Here is a 25,172-nt window from a genome sequence, read left to right as displayed (position 1 = left end):
TCCTTAGATGCGTGCGAGCGCGACGGTGATGTTGTCCTGGCCGCCCTGGGCGTTGGCCCAGTCGACCAGTGCGGACGCGGTGGCCCTCGGCTCGCCACCACACCCCGCAGCTGTCTGACGGACGAGGTCGGCCAGCGGTGCCGCCTCGGAGCAGTAGTTCCACAGACCGTCCGAGCAGACGAGCAGCCAGCCCGGCCCGGTCACGTGCAGCGTGGTGGTCCGGGGCGTGTGGTCCGGCGCGTCCTTGCCGAGCCAGCGGGTGATCGCGTGCGCGTGCGGACCGGACTCGGCCTCCTCGCGCGAGATCCCGGTGGCGATCAGCTCGGCCGCCCACGAGTCGTCGACGGTCAGCGCGACCGCCTCGACCTCGTCGGGGAACCAGTACGCGCGGCTGTCCCCGACGTTGCCGGCAACGAGCAGCCCGTCTTCCAGCACAGCCGCCACGAACGTGCAGGACGCCGGGTTCGGGCTGTCCGGACTGGTGTTGTCGAGTACGGCGTCACTAGCAGCGTCAGCCGCCGCCTTCAGCCGGGCTGCGATCGCGCTGCCGCGGGACGACTCGGTGCCGAGGCCCTGTGCGTGCCCGGCCTGCAGTACTTCGCACGCTGCCCGCGCCGCGGCCAGTGACGCCACGTCGGAGTCGAGCGAGGAGCTGACACCGTCGCAGACCACGAGCAGGGCACGGCTGCCCGGCTCGGCGTCCGCCGCGATGGCCATCGCATCCTCGTTCCGGCTGTGCCGGATGCCGCGGTCGCACACTCCGGCCACCCATGGCGCCGGCTGCTCCTCGAAGTGGTCCCGTGGCTTCGCAGCCTTGGTCCCACAGGTCTCGCAGTACCCGTCGGGGCCGATGGTGCCGCCGCACGACTTGCACGGACCGACTTCCTCGGCCGCGGCCGCGGTGATCTCGATCGTCGGCTCGGTGTCGGTGTCCAGCGCTGTCGAGCTCGGCGCGGTCGCCGGGCTGAGCTCGGCGCCGCAGGCCTCGCAGAAGCGATCGGCCTCGGACACCGGCCCGCCACAGCTGGGGCAGACCGTCTCGGTCGTACTCGTCATCGCAACGTCCATCCTCGAACCTCGTTGGCCTGGTCGACCAGGGCGATCCGTTCCGGCCGGGTCTCGGCCTGGTCGGCCAGCAACCGGTAGGTCGCCTCGAGCCCGTCCCGCAGGGCCGACTCGGTCGCCGCCCGCCCGTCGATCCGTAGAGCCTCCTGCGGACCGGACTGCTGGACCTCGGCCAGCGCCGTCCGGAACACGTCCGCGGCCAGGTTGGCCCGGTCGACCGGGTCGATGGTCAGCGCGGTGATGCTGTCCATCGCCTGGGCGAGCGCGGGAAGGCCACGCCCTGATCCTGCCAGCAGTCCGGCCCGCTGGCGACGGGCCCGCACATATGCGCCGCTGGTCCGGGGGACCAGGTCGAGCGCACCGAGCGCGCCGTCGAGGTCGTTGCGCGACGTACGGATCGTGGCCAGGCCGAAGGCCGACGGTGCGATGTAGTTCGCGTCGGTGCGGGCACAGGTCAGGTAGAGGCCCTCGGCAACGTCGTACTCGCCGCTTTGCTCACAGGCGATCGCCAGCGCCAGTTTCGGCCCCAGCTCGCCCGGCACCTGGCCGTAGACGGCGTTGAACGCGGACTGCGCAGCAGCCGAGTCACCGCGAGCCAGAGCGACCAGCCCGGCCATCCAGACAGCGCGCCACTCCCACGGGTCGGCGTTGAGCAGGTCGGCCACCGCAGTGTCCACCATGTCGTAACGCTCGGGTCCGACCTCCAGCGCGGCCTCTGCCACCTCTAGCAGGGTCTGCGCGGACTGTTCCGGCGCGTCGATCAGCAGCTCGAGCCGCTTGGCCGGATCCGGCACGCTGACGGTCTTCAGCCAGCCGGCCATCTTGTCGCTCTCGTCCGGCGCCAGCGACGGCAGCTGCTGCCAGGGCTCGACCGTGTCGCCCAGTCCGGTCGACTTGTCACCCGGAGTACCGAACAGAAGCGACGAGGCGGAGTGCTGGGCCGCTTTGGTGCCCTGCTTGTCCGCCACGACCTCACGCAGTACGCCGAGCAGCTGGACGCGGAACTCGTCGGCGGACTGGAAGCGGTCCGCCGGGTCCTTGGCGCATGCCTTGGCCAGCAGGCGGTACACCGAGTCGTACTTCTGGAACAGCGGTACTTCGGCCACCGGCGGCAGCGAGTCGACGTAGCGGCCCTGGTAGCCGCGGAACTCCATCGCCAGCACACAGAGTGTCCGGCCGAGCGTGAAGATGTCGGAGGCAACGGACGGTCCGACCTCGGCCACCTCGGGCGCCTGGAAGCCGACCGTGCCGTAGATCGCCGAGTCGAGGTCGTCGATCCGCCGGACGCCGCCGAGGTCGATCAGCTTGACCGCGTCGCCGACCTGGATGATGTTGTCCGGCTTGAAGTCGCAGTACACCAGGCCGAGGTCGTGCAGATACGAGAACGCGGGCAGGATCTCCAGCAGGTACGCGATCGCCTGGTCGATCGGCAAGGCGTCGTACTGACCGTTGTTGGCGGACATCCGTTGCTTGAGCAACGTTTTCAGCGAGGTGCCGCCGACGTACTCCATCACGATGTAGCCGGCGCCGTCGTGGGTGACGAAGTTGTAGATCTCGACGATCAGCGGGTGCTCGACGCGGGCCAGGAACTGCTGCTCGGCGATCGCGGCCGCGACGGCGTCCGGGTCCTCGGAGTTCAGCAGACCCTTCAGGACGACCCAGCGGTTGGACACGTTGCGGTCCTGGGCCAGGTAGATCCAGCCGAAGCCGCCGTGCGCGAGGCAACCGCGCACCTCGTACTGGCCGCCGACCAGGTCGCCCGCCTTCAGCTTGGGCGAGAACGAGTACCGGCTGCGGCAATGCGGGCAGAACCCCTCGGTCCGGCCGGGCTGGCCGTCGCGGGAGCGGCCGACCGGGTTGCCGCAGTTCGGGCAGTTGCGGCGGTCCTCCGGGACCATCGGGTTGGCCAGGATCGCTTTGCTCGCGTCGATCGCGGGGATCGACGGCACGTGCGTCAGGCCGGCGCCGAGTCGCGCGCCGCGGAGGCGGGTGGACGACGTACCGAGTTTGCGGGTCAGCTTCGATCCGGCCTGGGCGGCGCGGGCCGAGCCGAGCGGCGTGGACGCCAGCCGGTTCGAGGCGCGCGAGACGGTCGAGACCGAGCTGATCGGGTCCGGGTCTGCGGCGGCTGCGCTGGGGCTTGACGATGCGGGGGAGCCGCAGACGTCGCAGTAGCCGTCGACGTAGGTGCCGGTGCAGCCGGGCTGGGTGCAGGCGCCGGTCGCCGGGACGGCTGATGCTTGGCTCGACGCGGGTTGGCTTGGTGCGGCCGGTGACCCGCAGACGTCGCAGTACCCGTCGACAATGTTGCCGGTGCAGCCCGGTTGAGTGCAGGTCGTCATTTCGTCCCTTCCAGGTAGGCCTGGTAGGCCGCTACCAGTGCACCGAGGCGCGCCAGGTCCACCGGCTCCGCCTCGATCACCGCTCGGCCGCGCCGGTACAGCTCGGCGAGATCCTCGTTGCCTTTGGCAACACTTGCCGCCTTCACCTGATAGGCGTCCAGCAGTTGGGTCAGCTCGTCACGTTTCCCCAGCGCGGTGCCGTACGCCGCCTGCGCCTGCCCGAGCGCCCGTCGTACGGCGTCCAACCGGGTCAGGTACTTCTCGAGCTCGGCCGGCGTGTTCGGCACCGGTCCGAGTGCGGTGACATCGGGTACGGCGAGGCGCGGCGCCGGGGTGACCGAGGCGACAGCCTTGTCGGCGAGCGCGCGGACCGCAGTACCCTGCGCCTCGAGCTCGCCACGCAGGGTGCGCGCACGGGCGACGTCGGCGGCGCGCTCCTTGCGGGTGGCGGCGCCGACGATCAGGTCACGTTCGGCGCGGGCGGCGTCGATCTCGAACGGGCCGATCAGACCGCCGATGTCCGCGCCGCGTTTGTTGCGGTCGGCAAGATCTGTCAGGCGGCGATCGAGGTCGTGGTGCTGGGCGAGGGCTTGGTCGCGGACATTGGCCGGCTCGAGTTTGACCAGGTCGTTGATCCGCTCGACCTGCGCGCGCAGTTGCCGCAGCCGGGCGGCGAGGTCGGCGTCGCCGGGTTCGAGCGCGAGCTTGGCGCGGAGGGTGGCGGCCAGCGCGTCCGACAACTTGCATGCCTCAGGCAACGAAACCGCGAGCGACCCGCCCGCGCCGCCGGCGTCCAGCCCACCCCAGATCAGTGCCGAGATCCGCTCGGTCTCCGTCGACCCGACCCGGCCCGAGTCCCAGGTCACCAGGATCAGTTCGTACCGATCCGAGACGGCCTTCCAGACGGTCATGCTGAGCACGACATCCGCGCTCAAAGCATCCCCGTCGGGCGAGTGCAGGGCAGCCTGGTCAAGCTCGTCCAGCTCAGCCTTCCGCCGATCCCGCCACTCTCCCAGCGCGCCAAGATAAGAAAGCAGCTCCGTCGCCGGAACGCTACTCCCCATCCGCCCCGGCGGCGCCGGCGCCGAAACCGTCGGCGTACGAACAGTCATCGACTCACCGGCCGTACGCGGGCGTCGGCGGAGCCTTCAACGGCCCCAGATCAGGACCAAGCCACTTGTTGTACGACGCCATCCACTCGGGGCCCGCCTTCATCTGCGCGAGTACGCCGTTGACGAACCTGACAAAGTCCACGTTGTCCTTGTTGATACCGAGACCGTACGGCTCCTCGCTGAACCGCTCGTTCGGTATCACCCTGGCGTACGGGTCCTGCGCAGCGTCCCCGGCAAGCACTGTGTCATCTCCGGAGATCCCGTACGCCTTGCCCTGCTGGAAGAGCACCAGGCAGCCGGTATCGGTGTCCGCCGTGACGGGTTTGACCTGCGGGTTCTTCTTCATCAGGTTGGCCAGGCTGGTTGATCCGGCCGGAGCGCAGATCGTCTTCCCGGACAGCTGGTCGACGCTCGTCACCTTCGAGTCGAGCGGAACCAAGGTCTTCTGGCCGGACCGGTAGTACTCGGCCGAGAACGCGATCAGCTTCCAGCGGTCGCAGTTGATCGTCATGTTGCGAGCCACGATGTCGACCGAGTTGTTCTGCAGCGACGGGATCCGTTGCGGGCTGGAGATTACGCGGAGTTCCAGATGGCCGACGTCGGTGCCGAAGATCGCCTTCGCGACCGCCTTCACCATGTCGATGTCGAAGCCCTCGATCTGTCCGGTGATCGGGTTCCGGGAGCCGAGGTGCAGGCTGTCCGCGGAGACGCCGGCGATCAGCCGGCCGCGCGCCTGGATCTCCGCCATCGTCGTGCCGGCCGTCATGTGCATCGGTGCCGGCAACGGACCCTCGGGCGCATACGACTGCAGCTCGGTCGTCTTGTCACACGGCGCGGTCGTGGTCGGCGCCGCGGACGAGGTCGTCGGTGCGGGTTCGGCCGGGATCTGCGTCTCCGCGTAGTTGCCGGAGCTGCAGGCAGTCAACAGGAGCGCCGCGGCGACCGCGAGCGGGATGAGTTTTTTCATCGGTACTCCTCCAGGCGTTGGGACATGCCCCAGGCGACCAGTAGGGCGGCGAGGATGCCGATCGGGAGGCCTAGCCAGCCGAAGAAGCGGATGCTGCTGCGGGCGTCGGACAGTTTGGCCGAGACGTCGTCGCTGGTGGACTGGAGTTGGGCCGCGGACTGGGTGTCGAAGGCCTTGAAGGTCTCGACCGAATTGTTCTCGGACTTCGACGTACCGACGGCGATGTTGACGGCCTCGTCCCAGTTGCCAGTGGTGTCTTTGTCGCGCACCTGTTTGTGGTCGGCTTTGTACTCGGACCACAGGCCCTGCAACCCATCCGTCGTACCCGATGCCTTGCCGAGTTGGTCGTCGACCGTGGCGGAGGCGGTGTTGAACGCCTTGTCGAAGGCGTCGCCGGAGCCGCGGGCGATCAGGGTCAGACTCTCGTTCGATCGGGCGTCGTACGCCGCGATCCGGGCCGTCGACAACGCCAGGGTCTTCGCGTACGCGTCGGACCTGGTGTCAGAGGCGGCGCTGGATGCGGACGACAGCGAGACGCCGCCCAGGATCGTGACGATCAGGACGAGCGCGGCGCCGATCACGATCGGGATGTTCAGATAGCGGTGCGTACGCCGAGCCAGCCAGCGGAGCGTGATCCCGAAGACCACCAGCGTCAGCAGTCCGCCGACGAGGACCCAGATCATCCCGCGTCCGACGCCGTTGAACTCCGTGTCGACACGCTTCTCGTTGGCCTGGACCAGCGCGTTCACGAGGGGCAGGGAGTCGTCCTGGAGTACGGAGTTCGCGTCCCTGAGGTACTGCGATCCGATCGGCAGACCCTGGCGGTTGTTCGCGCGGGCCTGCTCGATGAGGCCGTTGTAGGTGATCAGCGTGGTGTTCAGCTGGCCGAGGACGTTCTGGTCGGCGGGCTGAGCGGTGGATGCCTCGGAGATCAGCCGCGCGGCCGCGGCCATGGAGTCGACGAAGTGCTGGCGCTGCGCCGGCGGCTCGAGACCGCCGACCAGGAAGGCGTTGGTGGCGTCGGCGTTGGCGCTGACCAGGTTGGTGTGGATCCCTTGGATCCGGACCAGTTGGGCGGCGTTCGCCTCGGCGCGCTCGAGGGCGCCGTTCGACTGGGCGTGGCCCTGCGCGGCGGCGATGCCGAACAGGATGCTGACCACCGCGCCCAGGATCAGGAAGGCGCGCATCCGGCCCGGGGTGCCCTGGAACCATTGCGCGATCGCGTTGCGGCGGCTCGGCGTTGCGGCGGCGGTTTGCGCCGTACCCGTGGGTGGAGCGGGCGGCGACCAAGTCGCGGGGGGCGCACTCTGGGTTTGGGTCACGCCTGATCTCCTTGGTCTTCGTCCTCGATCTGCTCGTCCGTGAGGTCTTCGGCGAGGATCTGACGCAGTTGGTCCGTGGTCGGTGCCGTCACGTCGCGTAGGCGCCAGGCGTGGCGGCCGATCGCGGCCTCCAGCACGTTGCGAGCGAAGCGCCCGTTGCCGAACGAGTTGTCGCGCGGCGTCGCGACCAGGATCTCGCGAAACTTCGCCAGCGACTCGGGTACGAGCTCGTAGTCGGATGCTTCGGCGAGCCCGGTGAGGATGTCGGTCAGCTCGTCGTCGGTGTAGTTCTCGAACTCGATCGTGGTCCGGAACCGGCTGGCCAGACCCGGGTTCGCGGCGATGAACGCCTCCATCGGCTCGGGGTACCCGGCAACGATCACGACCAGGTCGTCGCGCCGGTCCTCCATCTCCTTGACCAGCGTGTCGACGGCCTCCCGCCCGTACTGGTCGGCACCCGTGTCACCCGCGGTCAGGCTGTACGCCTCGTCGATGAACAGCACACCACCCGCGGCAGATGCGACCACCTCGGCCGTCTTCGTCGCGGTCTGTCCCAGGTAGCCGGCCACCAGCTCCGACCGGTCCACCTCGACCAACTGCCCCTTGGACAGCAGACCGAGTGCCTTGTAGATCCCGCTGACCAGCCGCGCGACGGTCGTCTTCCCGGTCCCCGGATTGCCCACGAATACCAGGTGACGCGTGATGGTCGGACTCTTCAGGCCCGCCTCGGTCCGCAGCTTCTCAACCCGCAGTACGGCGACCTGTCGGTGCACTTCCCGCTTCACCCGAGCAAGCCCGGTCAGCTCGTCGAGCTCAGCCAGCAACTCCTCGACGGTCTTCGCCGGCTCAGCCGCTTCCACCGCCTGCGCCGAGGCCGCCGCTGCCGCCGAGGTCGCCGGGGCGGGTTCTGCGTGGGATGCATCAGCTGGTGGGGTGATGGCCCCCACCTGCAGCTGGCGGGCGCCCGCCGCCTGCAGTTGCGCAGCGGCTGCCACGGATGCGTTTCCCACGACTCGCATGGTCGGCTCACCGAGTGTGCAGGCCGCGGATGCGATCTCGGCCAGGGCTTCGGCGTACGCCGCCTTTTCGGTGGAACCGCTGGCGATCAGCTCGGTCAGCACTGCGGTCGGGGCGCCCCGCCAGCGGCGTCCACGGACTGCTGCGTCGAAGAAGTCCTGGGTGGTCCCGCCCGGGACAGCCTTGGCCCAGTCCGCGGGCGCGCCGGGCGCCGACTCGGCCAGAGCTGCAGCGAGTGAGAGCGCTTCACCCCGCGCGGCATCCTCCGCGACGCCGGCGCGGGCCGCGACCGTGAGCAGGCCCGACAGCGCGTCCTGTAGTCCCCCCGCGGTGCTCATGACCCTCCTCGTCCAGGTGGTGGTGCCAGTGGTCCGGCCGGGCCGGTGCTCGGCCCGAGGTCCGGTGGCGGAGTCGATTCGGTCGGGCCGAGGGCCAAGGCCCCGCCGGTGGAGCCGGTGCCGAACTTCTCCTGCAGGAACCTGCCGTGGGCGATCAGCGCCGCCGCGTCGGCCCGGTTCACCGCGTCGAACACCTTGTCCATCGTCGCGGCCAAGAGGTCCAACTGGTCGATCAGGATCATCAGCGACGTCTTGCCCCGGTCGACCGGCCGCGTGTCCGCCCACTGCCGCGGCAGCCGCAGGTACCCGCCGATCGCCTCCGGCAGGTAGTCGGTCGCCGTCGCCATCACGGAGTACGCCTGTGCGCTGCCGCCGAGGTTGCCGAGCCGCGGGATCGTCTCCCGGACGACGCGGACCACCCGTCCGACCCGCGACGCGACCACGGCCGGTACGGCGCCGTTGGCAACCAACTGCTCGACGCGGACCAGGGACGCGAGCAGGTCGTCGGTGGTCGGCGGACGGGGGACCGCGGCAGGTTCGGGCGCTTCCTGCTTGCGACCGGTCAGCCGCGCGAAGAAGTCACCGAGTGCCATGCAGTTTCCCGTCCGCCGGCCGACGCCGGAATCAGCGACCCAGGTTCAGGTCGAGGCTGCCGTGCACGACCTGCTGGTTCTGCTGGGCGACGCGGTCCAGGTAGCTGCGGGACTTGGTCACCTCGGTCTCCAGCGTGCCGATGGTGGCGGCCATGTTGTCCAGGGCCTCGACCTTGAACGTATCGATCGCGTCCATGGTCGCGTAGATGTTCGCGAACGCCGCCTGCAGCTGCGGCAGCCCGATCGTCGCCGACGCGGCCTGCTGCTGGATCGCCACCGAATTGTCCCGCAGCATCTGCGAGGTGCGCTCGATCATGCCGCTGGTGGTCGTGTTCAGCGCGGTGATCTGGTCCAGCACGAGCTTCTGGTTGCCGAGCGCCTGCGCCACGATAACCGCCGTGCGCAGCGCCGAGACAGTGGTGGTCGAGGCGCGGTCGACGCCCTTGATCAGCTCGATGTTGTTCTTGATCACGATGTCGATGGCCAGGTAGTTCTGGATCGACACGGCGAGCTGGGTCAGGATGTCCTGGTGCTTCTGCCGGACGTAGAACAGCACGTCCTCGCGGAATGCCTTCGCCTTGTCCGGGTTCGTCGCCTCCAGTTCCGCGATCGCCGCGGACAGTCGCGCGTCGAGGCGCTCGGCGACGTACACGTACTGGTTCAGCCGGGTCATCGCGTCCCAGAGGTTCTGCTTCTCCAGGTTCAGCGCGGCGTTGTCCTTGCCGAGCTCGTCCTGGCCGTTGCGCAGGCTGTGCAGGATGCCCTCGAGGTGGGTCTGCGCGCTCTGGTACTTGCGGAAGTAGTCCTCGATCTTGTCGCCGAACGGGATCATCCCGAGCAGCTTCTTCGGCCCGGTCGCTTCCTTCGGGTCCAGGTCCTCGACGGTCCGACGCAGCTCGAGCAGCGTCTTGCCGACGGTCGAACCCTCCGACAGGCCACCGCTCTGCAGCGCCTTCACGGGCTGCTGCAGCAACCGGTTCGAGCTCTCGGCGGCGGCGCGGATGTCGACGTCGCCCATGCTGCGGACGTCGCTCGCCTTCGCCGCGAACTCCGGCGACCGCGGCTCGGCCGCCATCAGCGAGGTCAGGAACGTGTCGACCTTCGCGTCGAGCCCCGGCAGCGCGGCCGGGTCGACAGCCGGCGCCATGCTCGGCGCGGCGGTCTCGGCAACAGGCTGTGACGGCGGCGGCGCGGTCAGTATCAGCCCCGGCGCGGTGGCCGTCGGCGGCTGGAGCGGTGCAGCAGCCGGCTGCGCCGCCGCCGCACCTGCGGTGTTATCTGCTTCGGTCATCGTCGTTCCCCTCCGGTGGCCTCCGCGAGGCGTCCCCGCGCCCGCGCCCTGTCACCTCCGTGACGCGCACACAATCTAGTCGGTTCCAGGTCCCCGTGGTGGCCCCGTTGCCTACTCGTTGTTAGCTGCGGCGGTAGCTAACGAAGGTGAAGCCGTCGCGGGGGTCGCGGGTGGTTTCTGTCCAGTCTGCCCGGGGGATCTCCGGGAACGTAACGTCGCCCTCCGGAGATTGATCGACCTCGGTGAGTTCGAGGGCGTGCGCGTGGGGGAGCGCCTGGCGGTAGATCTCGCCGCCGCCGGCGACGTACAGCGTGCCGTCGTACTGGAGGGCCTCGTCGAGGGAGTGGGCCACGGAGACGCCGTCGGCGGACCAGTCCGGTTGGCGGGTGACGACGACGGTACGGCGGCCCGGTAGCGGGCGGCCGATCGAGTCGTAGGTCTTGCGGCCCATGACGAGCGTGTGACCGAGCGTGAGCTGCTTGAACCGTTGCAGGTCCTCACGGATCCGGAACGGCAGGTCGTTGTCCCGCCCGATCACGCCGTTGCGGCCGACCGCGGCGATGAGGATGACGCTCATACGGCGATGGGCGCCTTGATACCGGGGTGCGGGTCGTAGCCGATCAGCTCGACATCGGCGATCTCGTAGCCGTCGATCGAGTCGCGCTTGTTCAGTTGCAGCGTCGGCAGCGGGCGCGGCTCGCGGGTGAGCTGCAGGCGGGCCTGGTCGAGATGGTTCAGATAGAGGTGCGCGTCGCCCAGCGTGTGGACGAAGTCGCCCACCTCGAGGCCGGTCTGCTGCGCGACCATGTGGGTGAGCAGCGCGTACGACGCGATGTTGAACGGCACGCCCAGGAAGATGTCGGCCGACCGCTGGTACAGCTGGCAGGACAGCCGGCCGTCCGCGACGTAGAACTGGAACATGGTGTGACACGGCGGCAACGCCATGTCGTCCACGTCGGCGACGTTCCACGCGCTGACGATGTGGCGCCGTGAGTCCGGGTTGTTCTTGATCGACTCGATCAGCTTCGCGATCTGGTCGACGTGCCGTCCGTCCGGCGTCGGCCAGGACCGCCACTGGTAGCCGTAGACTGGGCCGAGTTCGCCGTCCGCGTCGGCCCACTCGTCCCAGATCGAGATGTTGTTCTCGTGCAGCCACTTGATGTTCGTCGAGCCGCTGAGGAACCAGATCAGCTCCCCGATCACCGACCGCAGATGCAGCTTCTTCGTCGTCACCGCCGGGAAACCTTGGCGGAGGTCGTACCGCGACTGGTATCCGAACACACTCAACGTGCCCGTCCCGGTCCGGTCCCCCTTCTCGGTCCCGTTGTCCAGAACATGCCGCAAAAGGTCGAGGTACTGCTGCATGGTGCCAACCTACAGCCCTGGCAGACTCGCGGTGTGGAACAAGTGCTGACTCTCGTGGTGCGAGTCGAGAAGAATGCGCGGCCCGCGCAGACGGATGCGCTGGAGACGGCGGCGCGTGCGGTCCTGGCGATCTTGTCGGACGAGCGGTCTTACGGCGAGGGCGAGTGGGCGTCGGCCGTGGGCGCCTGGCAGGACGACCGGATCCGCAAGATCGTGAAGCGGGCTCGTGGGGCAGAGTGGCGGCGTACCGAGGCACTGCCGGGGATCACGGTGACGGGGACGGGCACCGGGAACGACGAGGCAGGTGCACCGGCCGAGGTCCGCGTGTTCCCGCCGACGCCGGTGGACGACGTACCCGGACCGCTCGCCAACCTCCAGGTGAGCGGGACCGACTTCGAAGACTCGGCCGACCTACCGCCGCTCCAGCCTGGCACGCCTGTGTTGTGGGTGAACCCGGCGCTGGAGATGTCGAGCGGCAAGGCAATGGCCCAATGCGGTCACGCCGCCCAACTAGCGTGGTGGGACCTGTCGGAAGGGGCCCGCAAGGAGTGGCAGGCAACGGACTTCGCGCTGTCCGTTCGTACGGCGACCCCCGCACAGTGGACGCATTTGCTGCAGACCGATCTCCCCGTGGTCCAAGACGCCGGCTTCACCGAAGTAGAGCCCGGCTCCCGCACCGTCATCGCCGACCACCCGCGACTCACCGGATGACGCGGTAGTGGAGGTGGGTGACTCGGTCGCCTTCTACTACGCGGGGGTTGTCGAGGAGGACCTCGGGGCCGAGGTAGTCGCCGAAGAACTTGATGCCGGTGCCGAGGAGGGCCGGGACGAGGTTGTAGGCGATCTCGTCGACCAGGCCGGCGGCGATTGCCTGGCCGGTGAGGTTGCCGCCGGTGACGCTGATGTCGTGGTCGCCGGCGTACTCGCGGGCCTGCGCGATCGCCTCCTCGATGCCGTTGACGAACGTGAACGGCGCGTCCGGGAACGGCCAGTCGGCCGGCGGTTCGTGGGTGACGACGAAGACGTGCTCGCCGACGGCGGGTACGCCGTTCCACCCGTTGGTGATGTCGAACAACCGGCGCCCGATCACACACGAGCGGACGTTCGGCCAGGTCGCGTTGAGGTAGTCGGCGCTCGCCCGGCTGAGGTGGAACGGCCGTCCCGGGTCGGTCCCGTAGACCTCGACCGGGCCGTTGTTGTACCAGTCGAACAGCGGCCCTACCGCGTCCTCGGTGTCCGCGACGAAGCCGTCCAGCGAGACCGCCGCGGTCGCAATAACGTTGCCCATGGCTACTTCACCACCCGGTAGGTGAGGTGCTGCGCCGACGGTGTCGAGACAGCCTCGGTCAGCTCCAGCGCGTACCCCGGCGCGGCCTCGGCCGGGAACAGCCGGGTCCCGTCTCCGAGTACGACGGATGCCACGTGCAACCGCAGTACGTCGGCGAGCCCGGCCGCGAGCACCTCGTGACAGATCTGCCCACCGCCCATCACCACAACATCTTTGCTTCCGGCAACTTCCAGCGCTTGGGCGACTGCCTCCGACGGGCTGCCGACGAAGCGGAAACGGTCGCCCAGCCGGGTCTTCTCCGGCGGTGTACGGGTGACGACGAAGACCGGCGGATTCACCTCGCCGGTCGGCTTCGCGCCGTACCCCATCTCCTCGCTCCACCCGCCGGGAGCGTCGATGATGTCGAACAGCGTCCGGCCCTGGATCACCGCGCCGGTCGCCTCGAAGGCGGCGTCCAGTACGGCGCGGTCCGCGTCGGTGCCGTGGAAGACCCAGTCGTGCAGGGCCATGCCGCCGTCCCCGAGACCGTTGTCGAGACCGACGTTGGGCCCGGTGACGTATCCGTCCACCGACACCGAGATGTCGACGACGACCTGGCTCATCGGTCAGCTCTCCTTCGCGAGCAGTTCGGCGAGGCGGTCCATCGAGTCGTTGATGCCGTTCTCCATGCCGTACTCGATCGACTGGTCGCGGGCGTCGACCGACGGGAACACCGACTGCTGGTGCAGCCGTACGCCGCTGTCGGTCGGCTCGAGCGTCATCTTCTCGATGCACACCTCGCCCGGCGCGCCCTCCCACTCGAAGGTCTGGATGATCAGCTTGTCCTGCTCGACGGAGTGGAAGACGCCGCGGAACGCGTACTCACCGGAGTCGTCACGGTGGATGTAGCGGTAGGTGCCGCCGGGACGTACGTCGTACTCCTCGATGGTCGCGTCCAGGTCGCGCGGGCCGAGCCATTCGGCGATCAGGTCGCGGTCGGTCATGATCCTGAACAGCTGCGCCGGCGTGGCGGCGAACTCCCGGGTGACCTCGACGAACGGGGTGCCGGTCGGGGTGTTGATGACGGTTCCAGTCATGATTCCTGCTCCTTCAACAGTGCTTCCATCCGGCGGAAGCGGCGTTCGGTTTCGAGCCGGTAGTTGTCGATCCAGTTCGTCAGTGCTTCGAGGGCGGCCGGCACCAGGTGGCACGGGCGGCGCTGGCCGTCCCGGGTCCGGCTGATCAGCCCGGCGGCCTCGAGCACCTGGATGTGCCGCGACACCGCCTGTTTGGTGATCGGGAACGGTTCGGCCAGCTCGTTCACCGTGGCCGGTCCGCGGGACAGCCGCGCGATCATCGCCCGCCGGACCGGGTCGGCGAGTGCCGCGAACGACCGGTCGAGCTGATCATCATCAACTGCCATCTTTATCAACCATTCCCTTGATCAACTGACGTGTTGAATATAGCACCCCTGGCCGACCCGTCAAACCCCCGAGATGGGTTAACCCATCTGGTGGTGGGTTCGCGGCCCGGAGGGGTGGTGGTGAACCCACCACCCGGTGGGTGAACCCATCTCGGGTTAGCAACCTCGGTTGACAAGCGAGGTGTGTCAACCTAGGTTGCTTATATGACCGAGTTGGTGGATCCCGAGGACCCCGCGGCCGGGCTGGCCGCGGTGGTGGCGTTGCGCCGGCTGGCCGACCGGCTGGAGGACAGCCAGGTGGAGCGCGCGATGCGGTCCGGTTGGAGCTGGGCCGAGGTGGCCGAGGTGCTGGGGGTCACCCGGCAGGCCGTGCACAAGAAACATGCCCGGCGGCTGCTCGCTGCCGGCGTTGCCCTGAGGAGGCGCTGATGTCGACCGACGTTCGCTCGATCCTGGTGCGGTCGGCCCGCGCCGAGGCCCGCCGCGACGGCTCCCGGACGATCGAGGCCGAGCATGTGCTGCTCGCGCTGGCCGGGCTGCACGACTCTGCGGCCGCGCAACTGCTCGCCGAGGTCGGGCTGACCGAGGACGCGATCCGGAGCGCGCTGAACCGCGAGTGGGAGCAGAGCCTGGCTGTTGCCGGGATCGCGGTCCGGATGGGACTGTTGCCCGAAGCAACACCTGAGTGGGGCCGCGACCCGCAGATCGGCGAGTCGACCAAGCTCGTGCTGCACCGCGCGATGGACGCCGCACCGAAGCTGGGCGGCGGCCGGATCGGCCCGATGCGCATCCTGGTGGGTCTCCTCGCGACCGAACGCGGCCGCGTGGCCCGCGCCCTCGAAGCCGCCGGCGTCGACCGCGTCGCACTTCGCACCAGGGCCGCCGAAGCTCTGGCAGCAGGCACGCGCTGATGTCTGCCCCGGCAGTGGTCGAGCGCCGGACCCTGACTGATCGGCTGCTGGCCTGCGGTCTGGTTGCCGGCCCGCTCTTCGTGGTCGTCTTCCTGCTCGAGGGTGCGTTCAAGGGCTCGGGGTACGACGTATTCCGGCATCCGGTGAGCTCGTTGGCGCTCGGCGCGGGCGGCTGGGTGCAGGTTGTCAACTTCCTCGTCGCCGGAGTGCTGACGGTGACATTTGCCGTTGGTGTCTGGCGGTCTGGTTACCGCGCGGGCGCTGTGCTGATCGGTGTGTGGGGAATCGGGCTGCTTGGCGCGGGCGTGTTCACAACTGATCCGGTGAGCGGCTTTCCACTCGGTACGCCGGCGACGTCCGACTACACCACCTCCGGCGCACTGCACGACGGATTCTCGTTGCCGGCGTTCCTGGCGCTGTTCGTCGCGCAGCTCGTGCTGTCCCGCGGCAACGGCCGGAAGTGGTTGACGTATTCGTTGCTCAGCGCAACGGCGTACCTGGTCTGCTTCTTCCTCGCCAGTGCGGGCTTCAACCAGACGGCGGGTTTGGTCGCGATCGGTGGATTGTTCCAGCGGCTCGCGGTCGCGATCGGGTGGGGATTCACGGTGGCGCTCGCGGTGCGGTTGCGCCGTACCTAGATCGTTTCGAAGGCCGCCATCATCGCCATGTCCTCGTGTTCGAGGTTGTGGCAGTGGATCAGGTACTTGCCTTTGTGGGCGGTGAACCGGACGAGTACCTCGACCACCTCGGCGGGGCGGATGTCGACGGTGTCCTTCCAGCCGTGGTCGTACTCCGCGAGCTTGGTCTTGCCGCCGCGGCCGAGGACCTGGAACGGCGCGAGGTGGACATGCACCGGGTGGTGTACGTCGGTGACGAACGTCCAGATCTCGTACTGATCCAGCTTCACCTGCGCCTGCATCACCGCGGGATCGAACGCCTTCCCGTTGATCGTCCAGCCCGAGTGACCGCCCCCACGACGGAAGCGCCACTCCCGCCGTACGACACCGGCCGGCCGGGGAGTGACGGCGTACGACGAGAGCTTGGCCGGGATCCTGCTCTCGTCGACGGCCTTGCGAGCGATCTTGAAACGCATCACGTTCGCATTGTTGTCGAGCTTGTTGACGACCGTGACCTCGTCGCCCGGCTGGTACTGCGAGAAGTCCACGATCACGTCGAACCGCTCGGCCGGCGCGATGACGATCGTCTGGTGTTCGACCGGTACGTCGAGTAGTCCGCCGTCGCTGCCGATCTGGACGAACGTCGCCGGTCCGTTGCTGAAGGCAAGTTCGTACCGGCGGGCGTTGCTGGCGTTGAGGATCCGGAAGCGGTAGCGGACGGCGTCGACCTCATGTACCGGCCACGGGGCGCCGTTCACCAGCGTGACGTCTGCGATGACACCTTCCATGTACGTCGGTTCGACGCCGGGACCGTCCTTCGCGGCCGGGTAGAGGAACGAGCCGTCGGCATCGAACGCGCGGTCCGCGATGACGAGTGGGATCTCTCGATCGCCCTTCGGGAGCGGGAGATTGTCCTCCTCGTCGTCGCGGATGAGGTGCAGACCGAACAGTCCCCGATAGACCTGCGGTCCGGTGTAGTCCATCGTGTGGTCGTGGTACCAGAGTGTCGCGGCGCGCTGGGTGTTCGGGTACGTGTACGTGCGGCGGCCCATCGTCATATCTCCGCCGGACATGTGGCCCATGTGCTCGCTCGTGTGTCCGCCGTTCGCGGGCGTGATGAGATCGAGGGGCCAGCCGTCGCTAGGCGCCGGGGTGTGGCCACCGTGGAGGTGTACGACGGTCGACACGTCGAGCTCGTTGATCTGCTCAACGACGGTCGTGCGGCCACTGCGTACGTCGAAGGTCGGTCCGGGGAACAGGCCGTCGTACCCCATCACTTCGGTCCTGAGACCCGGGAGGATCTCGAGGCTCGCCTTGCGCTGGACGACGCGGTAGTAGTCGGCCTTCGCGTCCGAGCGGATCGGTTTCTTGACCGATGGGACCGGGAGTGGTACCTGGAACGGCGCGGGAAGTTTCGCCTTGCTGCGCAGGAGTTCTCCGGCTTGCCCGGGCTTCGCCTCTTCGCCGCAGCCCGTGAGTGCGAGGGTTGCGGCGCCGGCGCTCGCGGCCAGAAATCCTCGGCGGGACATCTTCATCGCTTGGCCTCCTGGCGACTCAGGCGTGCGGTGGAACGGAATGACCAGACCGTCATCCAGACGACGGCGGTGACGATGGCGGTGCCGAGCGGGATGTGTACGGCGAAGTTCTGCGAGTAGCCGAAGGTGAGCTGGACGAACTCCGCGACGACGAGTACTGCGGACGCGATGGTCGGCCAGAGTCGGCCGCGACCGGCGATCGTGTAGCACGCGGCGACGATCGTCTGGATGAGCGCGACGATCCACACGGATCCGCCGATCGTGGCGTGGATGTCGGTCGTCGCATCGACATTGCCCGCGAGGAAGTATCCGGCGGCGATCGGCTGGGCGACTATCAGCACCGCGTGCAGGACGAGGGTGATACGGAGAAGCTGCAGGCTGACGCGTGGACGGCGTACCTTCGTCGGCTGCTCGAGGGTCGCGGTCATGCGGCCACCTGCTCACGGTCGGGCTGCCGGTCGCTGACCCGCTGGCGATTGATCCAGAACGCAACGGCGACCGTGCCGCCGACCAGTGCGATGCCGAGTGGGATGTGGATGGCCAGTTGGCGGCTGTAACCCATCGAGACCTGGACGACCTCGACGACCAGGATCAGCAGGCTGACCGCGGCCGCCTGCCAACGCCCGCCGGCCCGCCACCAGATCGTTGCTATCAGCAACTGTGCGAGACCGAGGAAGACGATCGCCAGGCCGGTGGGCTCGTGCATCCGCATGCCGCCGGGGGAGCCGTCGAGATAGATCCCCGCGAACACCGGCTGCAGACAGATAGCCACGGCATGCAGAGCGGCTGTCATGCGGAGCACCGTCAAGGCCTTCATGTAGACAGACAATAGTAGTGTGTCTACATGTAGCGCAATCAGGTATCACCCGGAGGTGTACCCCCGCGTGCTGCTCGCGGTCGACGACGGAGGTGGTCCCGCCGACTCGCCCCACCGGACCGGACTGTCACGCGCCGGCTACGCGAGCTCCCCCGTCGCCCGCTACGCCGGTGCTCTCTAGGCGGAGTCGCGGGTCTGATCGTGATCAGCTGCAGGGTCTGTGGCGCCGATGTCTCGCGATAGATCTCATCGGGGACTCCGTGGACCGGTGGGTGCAGGTGGAGACCTGCCCGGTGCGGGCGAGCCGCGCCCCGGGTCGTGAACCATCAGCTCGGGAGCTACCGAGCCTCGAGGATCCTGTGATGGGGTTTTGTCGGTGTTGTCTGGCACTCTGAAGGGCGATGAACGAGCCAGGGGTGTTGCTGACCGCGCGGGCGATGGTGCTGCACGACCTCGCCGCGCGGGGCTTCGATGACGCGGTGATGGTGTCGCTGCTGGAGGATGCCGTGGCCGGTCGCCAGTGGTGGCTCGACCAGTGGCCCGACGGAGCCGAGCACATCGCCGGGCTGGTCGCGCAGGACGTGCAAGATCGCCTGGTCGACTCCGGAGTCCGCTGGCCACGCTGCACCGCCTGCGACGACCTCCACGACCACGAGCTCCGGATCGAGCCGGAGCTCGGCCCCGATCCCCACTGGGTCTGCGAGCGAGCCGGCATCGCGGTCGCCCCGCTTGGCCATTTGACCTAGTTCCGCCTGACCCGTCGAGAGCACCGGCGTAGCGTGCGACGAAGGGCCCCACGTCCCATGCGGGACGTGGGGCTGCCAAAACCAGCAGGTGTCAGCCGAGGGCTGTCGAGCAGGTTGGGTCGATGCGGTCGGCCAGCCGGAGTTCGTGCCGGGCGGCGGTGCGCAGTACCGCGCTGAGGCGGGCGCGGATCGCCGGCGGGCGGCGGGGTTCGTCGTACTCCTCCTGGGGAGCGTTCGGAAGAGCGGACTGAGCCAGGTTGCGGGCGTTTTCGACCGCGGTGTTGCCGGGGATGAAGTACGTCATGGTTCTGCTCCCTCCTGAGAGCGTGTTTGATCAACCCGGGAACCGGTCGGTCCCAGGTGGGTGTGTGGAGTTGTCAGCGCTTCGGAGCCGGTCCGCTGCTGGAGCGGACGATGAGCTGCGTCGGCATCAGTACCTGGCGCTCGGTGGACGACGGGTCCAGCAGGATCCGTCCGACCCGGCGTCCTTTGTCCTTGATCGGCTGGCGGACCGTGGTCAGTCCGGCAGGTTCCGCGGCCGGGATGTCGTCGAACCCGGCCAGGGTCAGATCGCGACCCGGGGTCAGGCCCCGGACCTTCATCGCTTCCATCGCGCCGAGCGCCTGGACGTCGCTCAGTCCGACGATCGCGGTCGGCCGGTCCTGCGAGTCGAGCACGTACTCCGCGCCTCGCACTCCGGACGCGAACGCGTTGTGTCCGCCGGAGACGATGCGCAGCCGCGCGTCCGGCATCGTTTTCTGCAGGCCGCGGATCCGCAGCTCGCAGTCGGTGTACCCGACCTCGTCGAGCGTCAGCTCCACCGGGCGGCCGCCGGCGGCCTGGGCGTTGTCGACCAGGACGGCGACGTCGCGGTGACCGAGCCGGGCCAGGTGCTCGCCCAGCTGTGCGGCCGCCTCCACCTCGTCGATCGCGACCCAGGACAGGTCCGGGTGGTCGCCCCGGTCGGTCGAGACGGCCGGGATCCCGCGGTTGGCGAGGATGTCCAGCGCCGGATGACCGCCCGGTACGCAGAAGATCGCCGCCGCGTCGATGGCTGCCTGCTGTACTGCGTTGCTCCCGCCGGCGATGTCGGTCGAGCTGAGCGGCATCAGCAGCAGGCTGGTGGCGAACTCCTCCGCGACCTCGGCGAGCCCGGCCAGGAAGCCGACCGCGTACGGGTCCGAGAAGGCGTAGGCCAGCTTGTCCGTGAAGAGCACCCCGACCGCGCCGGCCCTGCCGCTGCGCAGAGCGCGGGCCGAGGCGTCCGGTCCGGCGTACCCGAGCTCCTGGGCGGTGGCCAGGATCCGCTCGCGGAGCGCGGTGGAGAGCTGGTCGGGCTTGTTGTAGGCGTTGGAGACGGTCGACGGCGACACGCCGACGGCCTTGGCCACCGTCTTCAGCGTCACTCCGGCCATCTCGGTTCACCTCTTCTGTATCGTTCTTCTAAATCGATCTAGAAAAACGATACAGAAGGTCCTCGGAGAGTGCAACAGCAATATGGGAGATGATGGCCCGCATGGGTTCGTTGCTGGAGATCATCGCGCTGCATCCGGCGGACGCGGAGGCGGCGCAGGAGGGTGGGGCGGACCGGCTGGAGCTGTGCGCCTCGATGGAGGCGGACGGGTTGTGCCCGTCGGTGTCGACGGTCAGTGCGATCCGCCGGGTCACCGATCTGCCGTTGCGGGTCATGCTGCGGCTGGAGAACTCGTTCACCACCAACGGCGCCGAGCTGAACCGGCTGACCGCCTTGGCGCAGTCCTACCTGTCGGCCGGTGCTGACGGGTTCGTGCTGGGCTTCCTGACACCGGACAACCAGGTCGACGTCGAGTCGGTGTCTGCACTGACCAGCACCTTCGCCGGTACGCCGTGGACGTTCCACCGCGCGATCGACGCCGTACTCGAGCAGCAGCGGGCGTGGAGTGCACTGCGCACACTGCCCGGTCTGGACTGCGTACTGACGGCCGGCTCGTCGATCGGTGTCAGCCACGGGTTGGACGACCTGTGCAAGCTGGCCAAAGAGGACCCGGCCGTAGCCGGCGTGATGATGGCCGGCGGCGGTCTCCAGCCGGAGCATGTCCCGTGGCTGTTCCAGAGCGGCGTACGGCGTTTCCACGTCGGTACGTCGGTGCGCCAGGACGGCTCGTGGACGAAGGCGTACGTGAACTCCCGTTTCGTGCGTTCCTGGCGCAACCTGCTCGACGCCCAGGACGCTCGCGAATGATCCTCATCGACCCACCCGCCTGGCCGGCCTGGGACAGAGTCTGGTCCCACCTGGTCAGCGACGAGTCCTACGAGGAACTCCACGCGTTCGCGAAGGCGGCCGGCATCCCGTCCCGCGGCTTCGACCGCGACCACTACGACGTACCCAGCGACCGCTACGACGACCTCGTCGCCGCCGGCGCCGTACCGGTCTCCAGCCGCGAGCTCGTCCGCCGGATCACCGCTGCCGGGCTCCGGCACAGGAAACGGCCCCCGACCGAGTAGATCGGGGGCCGTTCGTTGTTCGGTCGAGCAGTGTTCAGTCGAGCAGCTCGGTCACGGTGCCGGCGGCTACGGTGTGGCCGCCTTCGCGGACCGCGAAGCCGAGGCCGACGTTCATCGCGATCGGCTTCTCCAGCTCTACGCCGAGGTCGATCGTGTCGCCGGGCATCACCAGGTTGATCTCACCGAGGTCGATGCCGCCCGACACGTCCGTCGTACGGAAGTAGAACTGTGGGCGGTAGTCCGCGGCGAAGGGGGTGTGTCGACCACCCTCGGCCGTGGACAGTGCGTGCAGGGTCGCCCGGAACTTCCGGTGCGGCTGCACACTGCCCGGCAACGCCACTACCTGGCCGCGACGGACCTCGTCGCGCTTGACGCCACGCAGCAGCACCGCCGCGTTGTCGCCCGCGTCCGCGGACTCCAGCGACTTGCCGAACGTCTCCATCCCGATCGCCGTGCTCACGACGGTCGGACCGAGGCCGACGACCTCCACCGCGTCGCCGAGCTTCAGCGAACCGCGCTCCACCGCGCCCGTGACGACCGTCCCGCGTCCACTGATCGTGTACACGTTCTCGATCGGCATCAGGAACGGCTGCCCGAGCTCACGGTCCGGGACCGGCACGTAGCTGTCGACCGCGTCCAGCAGCTCGCCGATCGCGGCGGTCCACTGCGGGTCGCCTTCCAGCGCCTTCAGACCGGACACGCGCACGACCGGTACGTCGTCGCCCGGGAAGCCGTACTCCGACAGGAGCTCACGGACCTCCAGCTCGACCAGGTCGAGCAGCTCGGGGTCGTCGACGGTGTCCGCCTTGTTCAGCGCGACCACCAGGTACGGCACGCCCACCCGGCGCGCGAGCAGCACGTGCTCCCGCGTCTGCGGCATGGCGCCGTCCTGCGCGGAGACGACCAGGATCGCGGCGTCCACCTGCGCGGCACCGGTGATCATGTTCTTCACGTAGTCGGCGTGCCCGGGCATGTCGACGTGCGCGTAGTGACGGGTCGCGGTCTCGTACTCGACGTGCGAGATGTTGATCGTGATCCCGCGCTGGATCTCCTCCGGCGCACGGTCGATACCGTCGAAGGCGATGAAGCGGTTGACACTCGGGTCGCGCTCCGCGAGCACCTTGGTGATCGCGGCGGTCAGCGTGGTCTTGCCGTGGTCGACGTGACCCATCGTGCCGATGTTGAGGTGCGGCTTGGTCCGCACGAACTGGCTCTTGGCCATGAGTTTTCCCTTGCATGTCAGAGGATTCGATGAGAGCCAGGACCCTCCGGCAAGCCCTCCAGTGCTGTCACCGCGTGGAGGGGGCCGGTCTCGGGCCACCCTCCTCCGCGGGTCCTGCGCAGCAGGAGGAGGGTCAGCTTCGAGTGCCGGTGGCTGAATCGACTGACAATGCCCAGGTGGGAGCGCCCGTCAGGCCCTTGCCTGACAGGTCGAACTCGGAAACCACGTGGAACATGCGGATCACGGTAGACATCAACCGTGCCGACGGCAAAGTAATTCCCTAGTTGAGCGCGAACAGCCGGGTGCCGTCGGAGAAGACCGGGCGGGCCGCGGCCACAGTGACGGCGGGCTTGTTGCAGGTGACCTCTTCGGACTTCGCGACCGGCTGGGCGTTCACACTCGGAAGGATCGGTCGCGGCTGCACGCCGGTGGTTCCGATCATGACGGGGGAACAGCTCCCGTTCGGCTGCGGCATGAGCGTCACCACGCGCCCGTCCGGCAGCAGTCCGAACCCGTTCCGCGGGTACTCCGGTTGCTGCAGCTTCGGCGGCACCTGCAGCAGGTGATGCCACTGCGGCGTGCCATCAGCCGGGCTCGACGACGACACGTCGTACGTCTGCGGTTGTCCCGGATCGTTCCCGGTCCGGCACGTCACGAGGACCAGCGATGCGTGCGTCGCAGCCAGTTGCGCGTCGCATGACGACGAGCCGAGCCGTGGACGCGGTGTCCCGGGAACCGGCGTGGTCCAGATGATGCGGCCCTCACCGACGTCGACGCTCCACTGGTACAGCGTCCCGCCGGCTGCCCCGGTCCAGATCAGTCCGGACACCTCACGCGTGTCAGGTACGGAGACCAGGTCCCCGACCCACGTGGACGGGTCCAGCTCCGCACTCAGGTCGATCCGCGCACCCAGGTCGACCTCCCAGCGCTGAGCGCCGGTCTTGAGGTCCAGTCCGCGTACGACGGCGCTGTTCCCGGCGCATGCGTCCACGACGACCGCCTGGTCGCCGACCAGCTCGCCCTGGGTCACGTTGCAGCGCACCTGCGCCCGCCAGTGCGTCGGACTGCTCACGCCGTGCGCCACGACGTAGTTGCCTTCCGCCACGAGCAGCTGGTTCTCGTCGACCGCCAGCGCCGTGCCGTCGGTGTGAACCTCGGTCAGCACCTTCCCGCTCACCGCATCCAGTACGGCGTACGTCGGCAGGTCGATGCCCGCGGGCTCGCGGTACTCCGAGTGCGGGAGGTGCGCAGCGATCGTCCTGGTGTCGGCCGACACCAGCAGACCCTTCGCGCCACTCGATGCGGCGTCCTGTACGTCGGCCCGCGAGTAGCGCCACCGGATCTGGCCAGTGGCCGCGTCGGACATCACCACGCCGTCGGACCGCAGTTCGGCGACTCCACCCGCCGTACCCGTGATCGCACCGGTCGCCGGGACCTCACGGCTCCACGCCAGCGTTCCGTCGAGCTGCACCGGCAGCTGGGTCGGCTCGATCGTGGTCGTCGTGCTGACGGTGTTGGCGGTCTCCAGCCGGGCCTGCACGAACGGCTCACCGGCCGACACCACGACCCACGCCAGCAGCGCACCGCAGATCGCGGTCGCACCGACGCCGAGCCAACGCGGAGGGGCCTGTGCGTACGGCGGCGCGAGCCGCAACCGTCGCGCCAGCGCCAGCAGTGCACCGGCCAGCACCAGAGCCACCGAAGCAAGCATCAGGTACGGCCAGCGCTCCGACATGGCTGCACCGGGCTGCGCGGCCGGCCAGCGCCACCAGCACACGCCGATCGCGATGACGCCGACAACAGCGAAGACGATCGCCGGAATGGTCACGAACCGCTGCTGCGTACGCCGGAACCACGCGCACGTCAGCGCCGCGGCCACCGCCGTACCGGCGATCGGTGCCCACACCGGGAAGCCGCCGGCGTCGGTCGGGTCGGCCGGCCACTTGGCGGCCGCACCGAGACCGCGGCCGAGGAGGACCGAGGACGCGACGATCGCACCGAGGGCAGCACCGAAGTAGATGATCGGGATCAGCCCGCCGATCGGTCGGGCGGCCCTAGGGCCCAGGGACCCGACCTCCCGGGTCAGGTTCTCCCGGGCCGGTCGTTCCCACTCCTCATGGCCTCTCGGCGTCGCGTACAACTGCGTCTCGCTCAAGCCCTGCAGGAACGTCATCCGGCCGCGGGCGAAGTCCCGGTCCGCGATGTGCGCGTACTCCTGCCGGATGCCCGCGGCGTACTCGTCGTAGCGGTGCTGCGGCAGGCTCAGGATCCGCAGATCGGCGTCGCAGAGTACGGCGCCGTTGCGGTCGTCCGGGGCGCAGTCGTGCTTCGCGGTCAGCCGGACCAGACGGCCGATCTCCTCGACCCGCGCGGCCTCGACGCCGTACGCCGCCAGCTCGAGCTCGGCCAGCTGGGCCGAGACCTCCTCGTTCTCACCGGGGTCGGCCTGCGGGTCGTAGATCGCGTCGTGGAACCAGGCCGCCAGCCGGACGGTGTCCGCGTCATCGGCGTACTCGGCCAGATCGTCGATGGTCTCCAGCACCTCGGTCAGGTGGCGCTGGTCGTGATAGTGGCGATGTTGCTCTGCGTAACGAGCCAGCAGGTCGTCGCCCAACGGCTGCGCGTGCGGCAGCAGGCGATTCCACTGGTCGCGCAGGTCCATGGCTATGGAGTCTGGCACCCCGGTGGAGCCTGTACCGACCGATCCGGGGTTCCCGGATAGGGTCGTGGCCAAAGCG

General features: G+C 68.7%; 28 protein-coding genes. 7 read left to right on the top strand and 21 right to left on the bottom strand.

Annotated features, from left to right (window positions below; all coding sequences use genetic code 11):
• Positions 1–3: 3 nt before the first annotated feature.
• From OHA10_RS05050 to OHA10_RS05005, 10 genes are all read right to left on the bottom strand, one after another.
• Positions 4–1,068 (bottom strand): protein phosphatase 2C domain-containing protein, encoded by a 1,065-nt coding sequence (locus tag OHA10_RS05050; protein ID WP_371405018.1) that lies wholly within the window; start codon positions 1,066–1,068, stop codon positions 4–6.
• Positions 1,053–3,407 carry a tetratricopeptide repeat protein gene (locus tag OHA10_RS05045; protein WP_371405017.1) on the bottom strand — a complete coding sequence of 785 codons (2,355 nt, stop codon included), beginning with the start codon at positions 3,405–3,407 and terminating at the stop codon, positions 1,053–1,055. The genes OHA10_RS05050 and OHA10_RS05045 overlap by 16 nt, the downstream gene beginning before the upstream one ends.
• Complete coding sequence (locus OHA10_RS05040) at positions 3,404–4,519, bottom strand: hypothetical protein (protein WP_371405016.1); 1,116 nt, start codon at positions 4,517–4,519, stop codon at positions 3,404–3,406. The genes OHA10_RS05045 and OHA10_RS05040 overlap by 4 nt, the downstream gene beginning before the upstream one ends.
• 4 nt (positions 4,520–4,523) lie before the next feature.
• On the bottom strand, positions 4,524–5,486 hold the full coding sequence (locus OHA10_RS05035) for a glutamate ABC transporter substrate-binding protein (protein WP_371405015.1): 963 nt from the start codon (positions 5,484–5,486) through the stop codon (positions 4,524–4,526).
• On the bottom strand, positions 5,483–6,808 hold the full coding sequence (locus tag OHA10_RS05030; protein WP_371405014.1) for a hypothetical protein: 1,326 nt from the start codon (positions 6,806–6,808) through the stop codon (positions 5,483–5,485). Before OHA10_RS05030 ends, OHA10_RS05035 begins: the two co-directional genes overlap by 4 nt.
• Positions 6,805–8,163 carry an AAA family ATPase gene (locus tag OHA10_RS05025; RefSeq protein WP_371405013.1) on the bottom strand — a complete coding sequence of 453 codons (1,359 nt, stop codon included), beginning with the start codon at positions 8,161–8,163 and terminating at the stop codon, positions 6,805–6,807. The genes OHA10_RS05030 and OHA10_RS05025 overlap by 4 nt, the downstream gene beginning before the upstream one ends.
• Positions 8,160–8,756, bottom strand: coding sequence for a hypothetical protein (locus OHA10_RS05020; protein WP_371405012.1), 597 nt, complete (start codon positions 8,754–8,756; stop codon positions 8,160–8,162). The genes OHA10_RS05025 and OHA10_RS05020 overlap by 4 nt, the downstream gene beginning before the upstream one ends.
• Positions 8,757–8,787: 31 nt before the next feature.
• Positions 8,788–10,047 carry a toxic anion resistance protein gene (locus OHA10_RS05015; protein ID WP_371405011.1) on the bottom strand — a complete coding sequence of 420 codons (1,260 nt, stop codon included), beginning with the start codon at positions 10,045–10,047 and terminating at the stop codon, positions 8,788–8,790.
• A gap of 121 nt (positions 10,048–10,168) precedes the next feature.
• Complete coding sequence (locus OHA10_RS05010; RefSeq protein WP_371405010.1) at positions 10,169–10,624, bottom strand: dihydrofolate reductase; 456 nt, start codon at positions 10,622–10,624, stop codon at positions 10,169–10,171.
• The gene (locus tag OHA10_RS05005) at positions 10,621–11,412 is read right to left on the bottom strand and encodes a thymidylate synthase (protein ID WP_371405009.1); all 792 of its coding nucleotides are present in this window, start codon (positions 11,410–11,412) and stop codon (positions 10,621–10,623) included. Before OHA10_RS05005 ends, OHA10_RS05010 begins: the two co-directional genes overlap by 4 nt.
• 33 nt (positions 11,413–11,445) lie before the next feature.
• Here OHA10_RS05005 and OHA10_RS05000 point away from each other — a divergent pair, with 33 nt between their 5' ends.
• Positions 11,446–12,123 (top strand): peptidyl-tRNA hydrolase, encoded by a 678-nt coding sequence (locus OHA10_RS05000; RefSeq protein ID WP_371405008.1) that lies wholly within the window; start codon positions 11,446–11,448, stop codon positions 12,121–12,123.
• On the opposite strand, the gene OHA10_RS04995 is transcribed toward OHA10_RS05000, so the two are convergent.
• Genes OHA10_RS04995 through OHA10_RS04980 form a run of 4 tightly spaced genes read right to left on the bottom strand, consistent with a single transcriptional unit; the run spans position 12,113 to position 14,102 of the window.
• Positions 12,113–12,700, bottom strand: coding sequence for a dihydrofolate reductase family protein (locus OHA10_RS04995; RefSeq protein ID WP_371405007.1), 588 nt, complete (start codon positions 12,698–12,700; stop codon positions 12,113–12,115). The two genes, OHA10_RS05000 and OHA10_RS04995, sit on opposite strands and share 11 nt — an antisense overlap.
• A gap of 2 nt (positions 12,701–12,702) precedes the next feature.
• The gene (locus OHA10_RS04990) at positions 12,703–13,302 is read right to left on the bottom strand and encodes a dihydrofolate reductase family protein (protein ID WP_371405006.1); all 600 of its coding nucleotides are present in this window, start codon (positions 13,300–13,302) and stop codon (positions 12,703–12,705) included.
• A gap of 3 nt (positions 13,303–13,305) precedes the next feature.
• Complete coding sequence (locus OHA10_RS04985; protein WP_371405005.1) at positions 13,306–13,776, bottom strand: SRPBCC domain-containing protein; 471 nt, start codon at positions 13,774–13,776, stop codon at positions 13,306–13,308.
• Complete coding sequence (locus OHA10_RS04980; protein ID WP_371405004.1) at positions 13,773–14,102, bottom strand: ArsR/SmtB family transcription factor; 330 nt, start codon at positions 14,100–14,102, stop codon at positions 13,773–13,775. The genes OHA10_RS04985 and OHA10_RS04980 overlap by 4 nt, the downstream gene beginning before the upstream one ends.
• A gap of 204 nt (positions 14,103–14,306) precedes the next feature.
• Between OHA10_RS04980 and OHA10_RS04975 the strand changes: the two genes are divergently transcribed.
• Genes OHA10_RS04975 through OHA10_RS04965 form a run of 3 tightly spaced genes read left to right on the top strand, consistent with a single transcriptional unit; the run spans position 14,307 to position 15,651 of the window.
• Positions 14,307–14,531 (top strand): hypothetical protein, encoded by a 225-nt coding sequence (locus OHA10_RS04975; protein WP_130441176.1) that lies wholly within the window; start codon positions 14,307–14,309, stop codon positions 14,529–14,531.
• Positions 14,531–15,013, top strand: coding sequence for a Clp protease N-terminal domain-containing protein (locus OHA10_RS04970; protein WP_371405003.1), 483 nt, complete (start codon positions 14,531–14,533; stop codon positions 15,011–15,013). The genes OHA10_RS04975 and OHA10_RS04970 overlap by 1 nt, the downstream gene beginning before the upstream one ends.
• The gene (locus tag OHA10_RS04965) at positions 15,013–15,651 is read left to right on the top strand and encodes a DUF998 domain-containing protein (RefSeq protein ID WP_371405002.1); all 639 of its coding nucleotides are present in this window, start codon (positions 15,013–15,015) and stop codon (positions 15,649–15,651) included. Before OHA10_RS04970 ends, OHA10_RS04965 begins: the two co-directional genes overlap by 1 nt.
• On the opposite strand, the gene OHA10_RS04960 is transcribed toward OHA10_RS04965, so the two are convergent.
• From OHA10_RS04960 to OHA10_RS04950, 3 genes are read right to left on the bottom strand one after another with little or no spacing between them, the layout of a single operon-like run.
• Positions 15,648–17,165 carry a multicopper oxidase family protein gene (locus OHA10_RS04960; RefSeq protein ID WP_371405001.1) on the bottom strand — a complete coding sequence of 506 codons (1,518 nt, stop codon included), beginning with the start codon at positions 17,163–17,165 and terminating at the stop codon, positions 15,648–15,650. The genes OHA10_RS04965 and OHA10_RS04960 overlap by 4 nt on opposite strands.
• Positions 17,162–17,593 carry a hypothetical protein gene (locus OHA10_RS04955; protein ID WP_371405000.1) on the bottom strand — a complete coding sequence of 144 codons (432 nt, stop codon included), beginning with the start codon at positions 17,591–17,593 and terminating at the stop codon, positions 17,162–17,164. The genes OHA10_RS04960 and OHA10_RS04955 overlap by 4 nt, the downstream gene beginning before the upstream one ends.
• Positions 17,590–17,982, bottom strand: coding sequence for a hypothetical protein (locus OHA10_RS04950; protein ID WP_371404999.1), 393 nt, complete (start codon positions 17,980–17,982; stop codon positions 17,590–17,592). Before OHA10_RS04950 ends, OHA10_RS04955 begins: the two co-directional genes overlap by 4 nt.
• Before the next feature lie 401 nt (positions 17,983–18,383).
• Here OHA10_RS04950 and OHA10_RS04945 point away from each other — a divergent pair, with 401 nt between their 5' ends.
• Complete coding sequence (locus OHA10_RS04945; protein ID WP_130441164.1) at positions 18,384–18,728, top strand: hypothetical protein; 345 nt, start codon at positions 18,384–18,386, stop codon at positions 18,726–18,728.
• Between the two features lie 91 nt (positions 18,729–18,819).
• Here OHA10_RS04945 and OHA10_RS04940 read toward each other — a convergent pair whose 3' ends face one another.
• Together OHA10_RS04940 and OHA10_RS04935 are read right to left on the bottom strand one after the other, a co-directional pair.
• Positions 18,820–19,032 carry a hypothetical protein gene (locus OHA10_RS04940; RefSeq protein WP_371404998.1) on the bottom strand — a complete coding sequence of 71 codons (213 nt, stop codon included), beginning with the start codon at positions 19,030–19,032 and terminating at the stop codon, positions 18,820–18,822.
• A gap of 73 nt (positions 19,033–19,105) precedes the next feature.
• Positions 19,106–20,143, bottom strand: a complete 1,038-nt coding sequence (locus tag OHA10_RS04935) for a LacI family DNA-binding transcriptional regulator (protein ID WP_371404997.1) — start codon at positions 20,141–20,143, stop codon at positions 19,106–19,108.
• Between the two features lie 101 nt (positions 20,144–20,244).
• On the opposite strand from OHA10_RS04935, the gene OHA10_RS04930 reads away from it, so the two are divergent.
• Together OHA10_RS04930 and OHA10_RS04925 are read left to right on the top strand one after the other, a co-directional pair.
• Positions 20,245–20,949 (top strand): copper homeostasis protein CutC, encoded by a 705-nt coding sequence (locus tag OHA10_RS04930; protein ID WP_371404996.1) that lies wholly within the window; start codon positions 20,245–20,247, stop codon positions 20,947–20,949.
• Positions 20,946–21,212 carry a DUF4031 domain-containing protein gene (locus OHA10_RS04925; RefSeq protein WP_371404995.1) on the top strand — a complete coding sequence of 89 codons (267 nt, stop codon included), beginning with the start codon at positions 20,946–20,948 and terminating at the stop codon, positions 21,210–21,212. The genes OHA10_RS04930 and OHA10_RS04925 overlap by 4 nt, the downstream gene beginning before the upstream one ends.
• 34 nt (positions 21,213–21,246) lie before the next feature.
• Here the strand turns inward: OHA10_RS04925 and tuf are convergent, their stop codons facing one another.
• Entirely contained in the window at positions 21,247–22,434 is a 1,188-nt protein-coding gene (tuf, locus tag OHA10_RS04920) for an elongation factor Tu (RefSeq protein WP_371404994.1), read from the bottom strand.
• Positions 22,435–22,714: 280 nt separating this feature from the next.
• Positions 22,715–25,096, bottom strand: a complete 2,382-nt coding sequence (locus OHA10_RS04915) for a hypothetical protein (RefSeq protein ID WP_371404993.1) — start codon at positions 25,094–25,096, stop codon at positions 22,715–22,717.
• Positions 25,097–25,172 lie beyond the last annotated feature (76 nt).

The organism is Kribbella sp. NBC_00662, assembly GCF_041430295.1.
Classification (GTDB): Bacteria; Actinomycetota; Actinomycetes; order Propionibacteriales; family Kribbellaceae; genus Kribbella.
Note: the sequence above shows the minus strand (reverse complement) of the source record. Positions and strands in the feature narration are given on the sequence as shown.

Bases quoted from the DNA above. Each gene is read 5' to 3' on its own strand.
- OHA10_RS05050 (WP_371405018.1), bottom strand. From the start codon at position 1,068: ATGGACGTTGCGATGACGAGTACGACCGAGACGGTCTGCCCCAGCTGT.
- OHA10_RS05045 (WP_371405017.1), bottom strand. From the start codon at position 3,407: ATGACGACCTGCACTCAACCGGGCTGCACCGGCAACATTGTCGACGGG.
- OHA10_RS05040 (WP_371405016.1), bottom strand. From the start codon at position 4,519: ATGACTGTTCGTACGCCGACGGTTTCGGCGCCGGCGCCGCCGGGGCGG.
- OHA10_RS05035 (WP_371405015.1), bottom strand. From the start codon at position 5,486: ATGAAAAAACTCATCCCGCTCGCGGTCGCCGCGGCGCTCCTGTTGACT.
- OHA10_RS05025 (WP_371405013.1), bottom strand. From the start codon at position 8,163: ATGAGCACCGCGGGGGGACTACAGGACGCGCTGTCGGGCCTGCTCACG.
- OHA10_RS05020 (WP_371405012.1), bottom strand. From the start codon at position 8,756: ATGGCACTCGGTGACTTCTTCGCGCGGCTGACCGGTCGCAAGCAGGAA.
- OHA10_RS05015 (WP_371405011.1), bottom strand. From the start codon at position 10,047: ATGACCGAAGCAGATAACACCGCAGGTGCGGCGGCGGCGCAGCCGGCT.
- OHA10_RS05010 (WP_371405010.1), bottom strand. From the start codon at position 10,624: ATGAGCGTCATCCTCATCGCCGCGGTCGGCCGCAACGGCGTGATCGGG.
- OHA10_RS05005 (WP_371405009.1), bottom strand. From the start codon at position 11,412: ATGCAGCAGTACCTCGACCTTTTGCGGCATGTTCTGGACAACGGGACC.
- OHA10_RS04995 (WP_371405007.1), bottom strand. From the start codon at position 12,700: ATGGGCAACGTTATTGCGACCGCGGCGGTCTCGCTGGACGGCTTCGTC.
- OHA10_RS04990 (WP_371405006.1), bottom strand. From the start codon at position 13,302: ATGAGCCAGGTCGTCGTCGACATCTCGGTGTCGGTGGACGGATACGTC.
- OHA10_RS04985 (WP_371405005.1), bottom strand. From the start codon at position 13,776: ATGACTGGAACCGTCATCAACACCCCGACCGGCACCCCGTTCGTCGAG.
- OHA10_RS04980 (WP_371405004.1), bottom strand. From the start codon at position 14,102: ATGGCAGTTGATGATGATCAGCTCGACCGGTCGTTCGCGGCACTCGCC.
- OHA10_RS04975 (WP_130441176.1), top strand. From the start codon at position 14,307: ATGACCGAGTTGGTGGATCCCGAGGACCCCGCGGCCGGGCTGGCCGCG.
- OHA10_RS04970 (WP_371405003.1), top strand. From the start codon at position 14,531: ATGTCGACCGACGTTCGCTCGATCCTGGTGCGGTCGGCCCGCGCCGAG.
- OHA10_RS04965 (WP_371405002.1), top strand. From the start codon at position 15,013: ATGTCTGCCCCGGCAGTGGTCGAGCGCCGGACCCTGACTGATCGGCTG.
- OHA10_RS04960 (WP_371405001.1), bottom strand. From the start codon at position 17,165: ATGAAGATGTCCCGCCGAGGATTTCTGGCCGCGAGCGCCGGCGCCGCA.
- OHA10_RS04955 (WP_371405000.1), bottom strand. From the start codon at position 17,593: ATGACCGCGACCCTCGAGCAGCCGACGAAGGTACGCCGTCCACGCGTC.
- OHA10_RS04950 (WP_371404999.1), bottom strand. From the start codon at position 17,982: ATGAAGGCCTTGACGGTGCTCCGCATGACAGCCGCTCTGCATGCCGTG.
- OHA10_RS04945 (WP_130441164.1), top strand. From the start codon at position 18,384: ATGAACGAGCCAGGGGTGTTGCTGACCGCGCGGGCGATGGTGCTGCAC.
- OHA10_RS04940 (WP_371404998.1), bottom strand. From the start codon at position 19,032: ATGACGTACTTCATCCCCGGCAACACCGCGGTCGAAAACGCCCGCAAC.
- OHA10_RS04935 (WP_371404997.1), bottom strand. From the start codon at position 20,143: ATGGCCGGAGTGACGCTGAAGACGGTGGCCAAGGCCGTCGGCGTGTCG.
- OHA10_RS04930 (WP_371404996.1), top strand. From the start codon at position 20,245: ATGGGTTCGTTGCTGGAGATCATCGCGCTGCATCCGGCGGACGCGGAG.
- OHA10_RS04925 (WP_371404995.1), top strand. From the start codon at position 20,946: ATGATCCTCATCGACCCACCCGCCTGGCCGGCCTGGGACAGAGTCTGG.
- tuf (WP_371404994.1), bottom strand. From the start codon at position 22,434: ATGGCCAAGAGCCAGTTCGTGCGGACCAAGCCGCACCTCAACATCGGC.
- OHA10_RS04915 (WP_371404993.1), bottom strand. From the start codon at position 25,096: ATGGACCTGCGCGACCAGTGGAATCGCCTGCTGCCGCACGCGCAGCCG.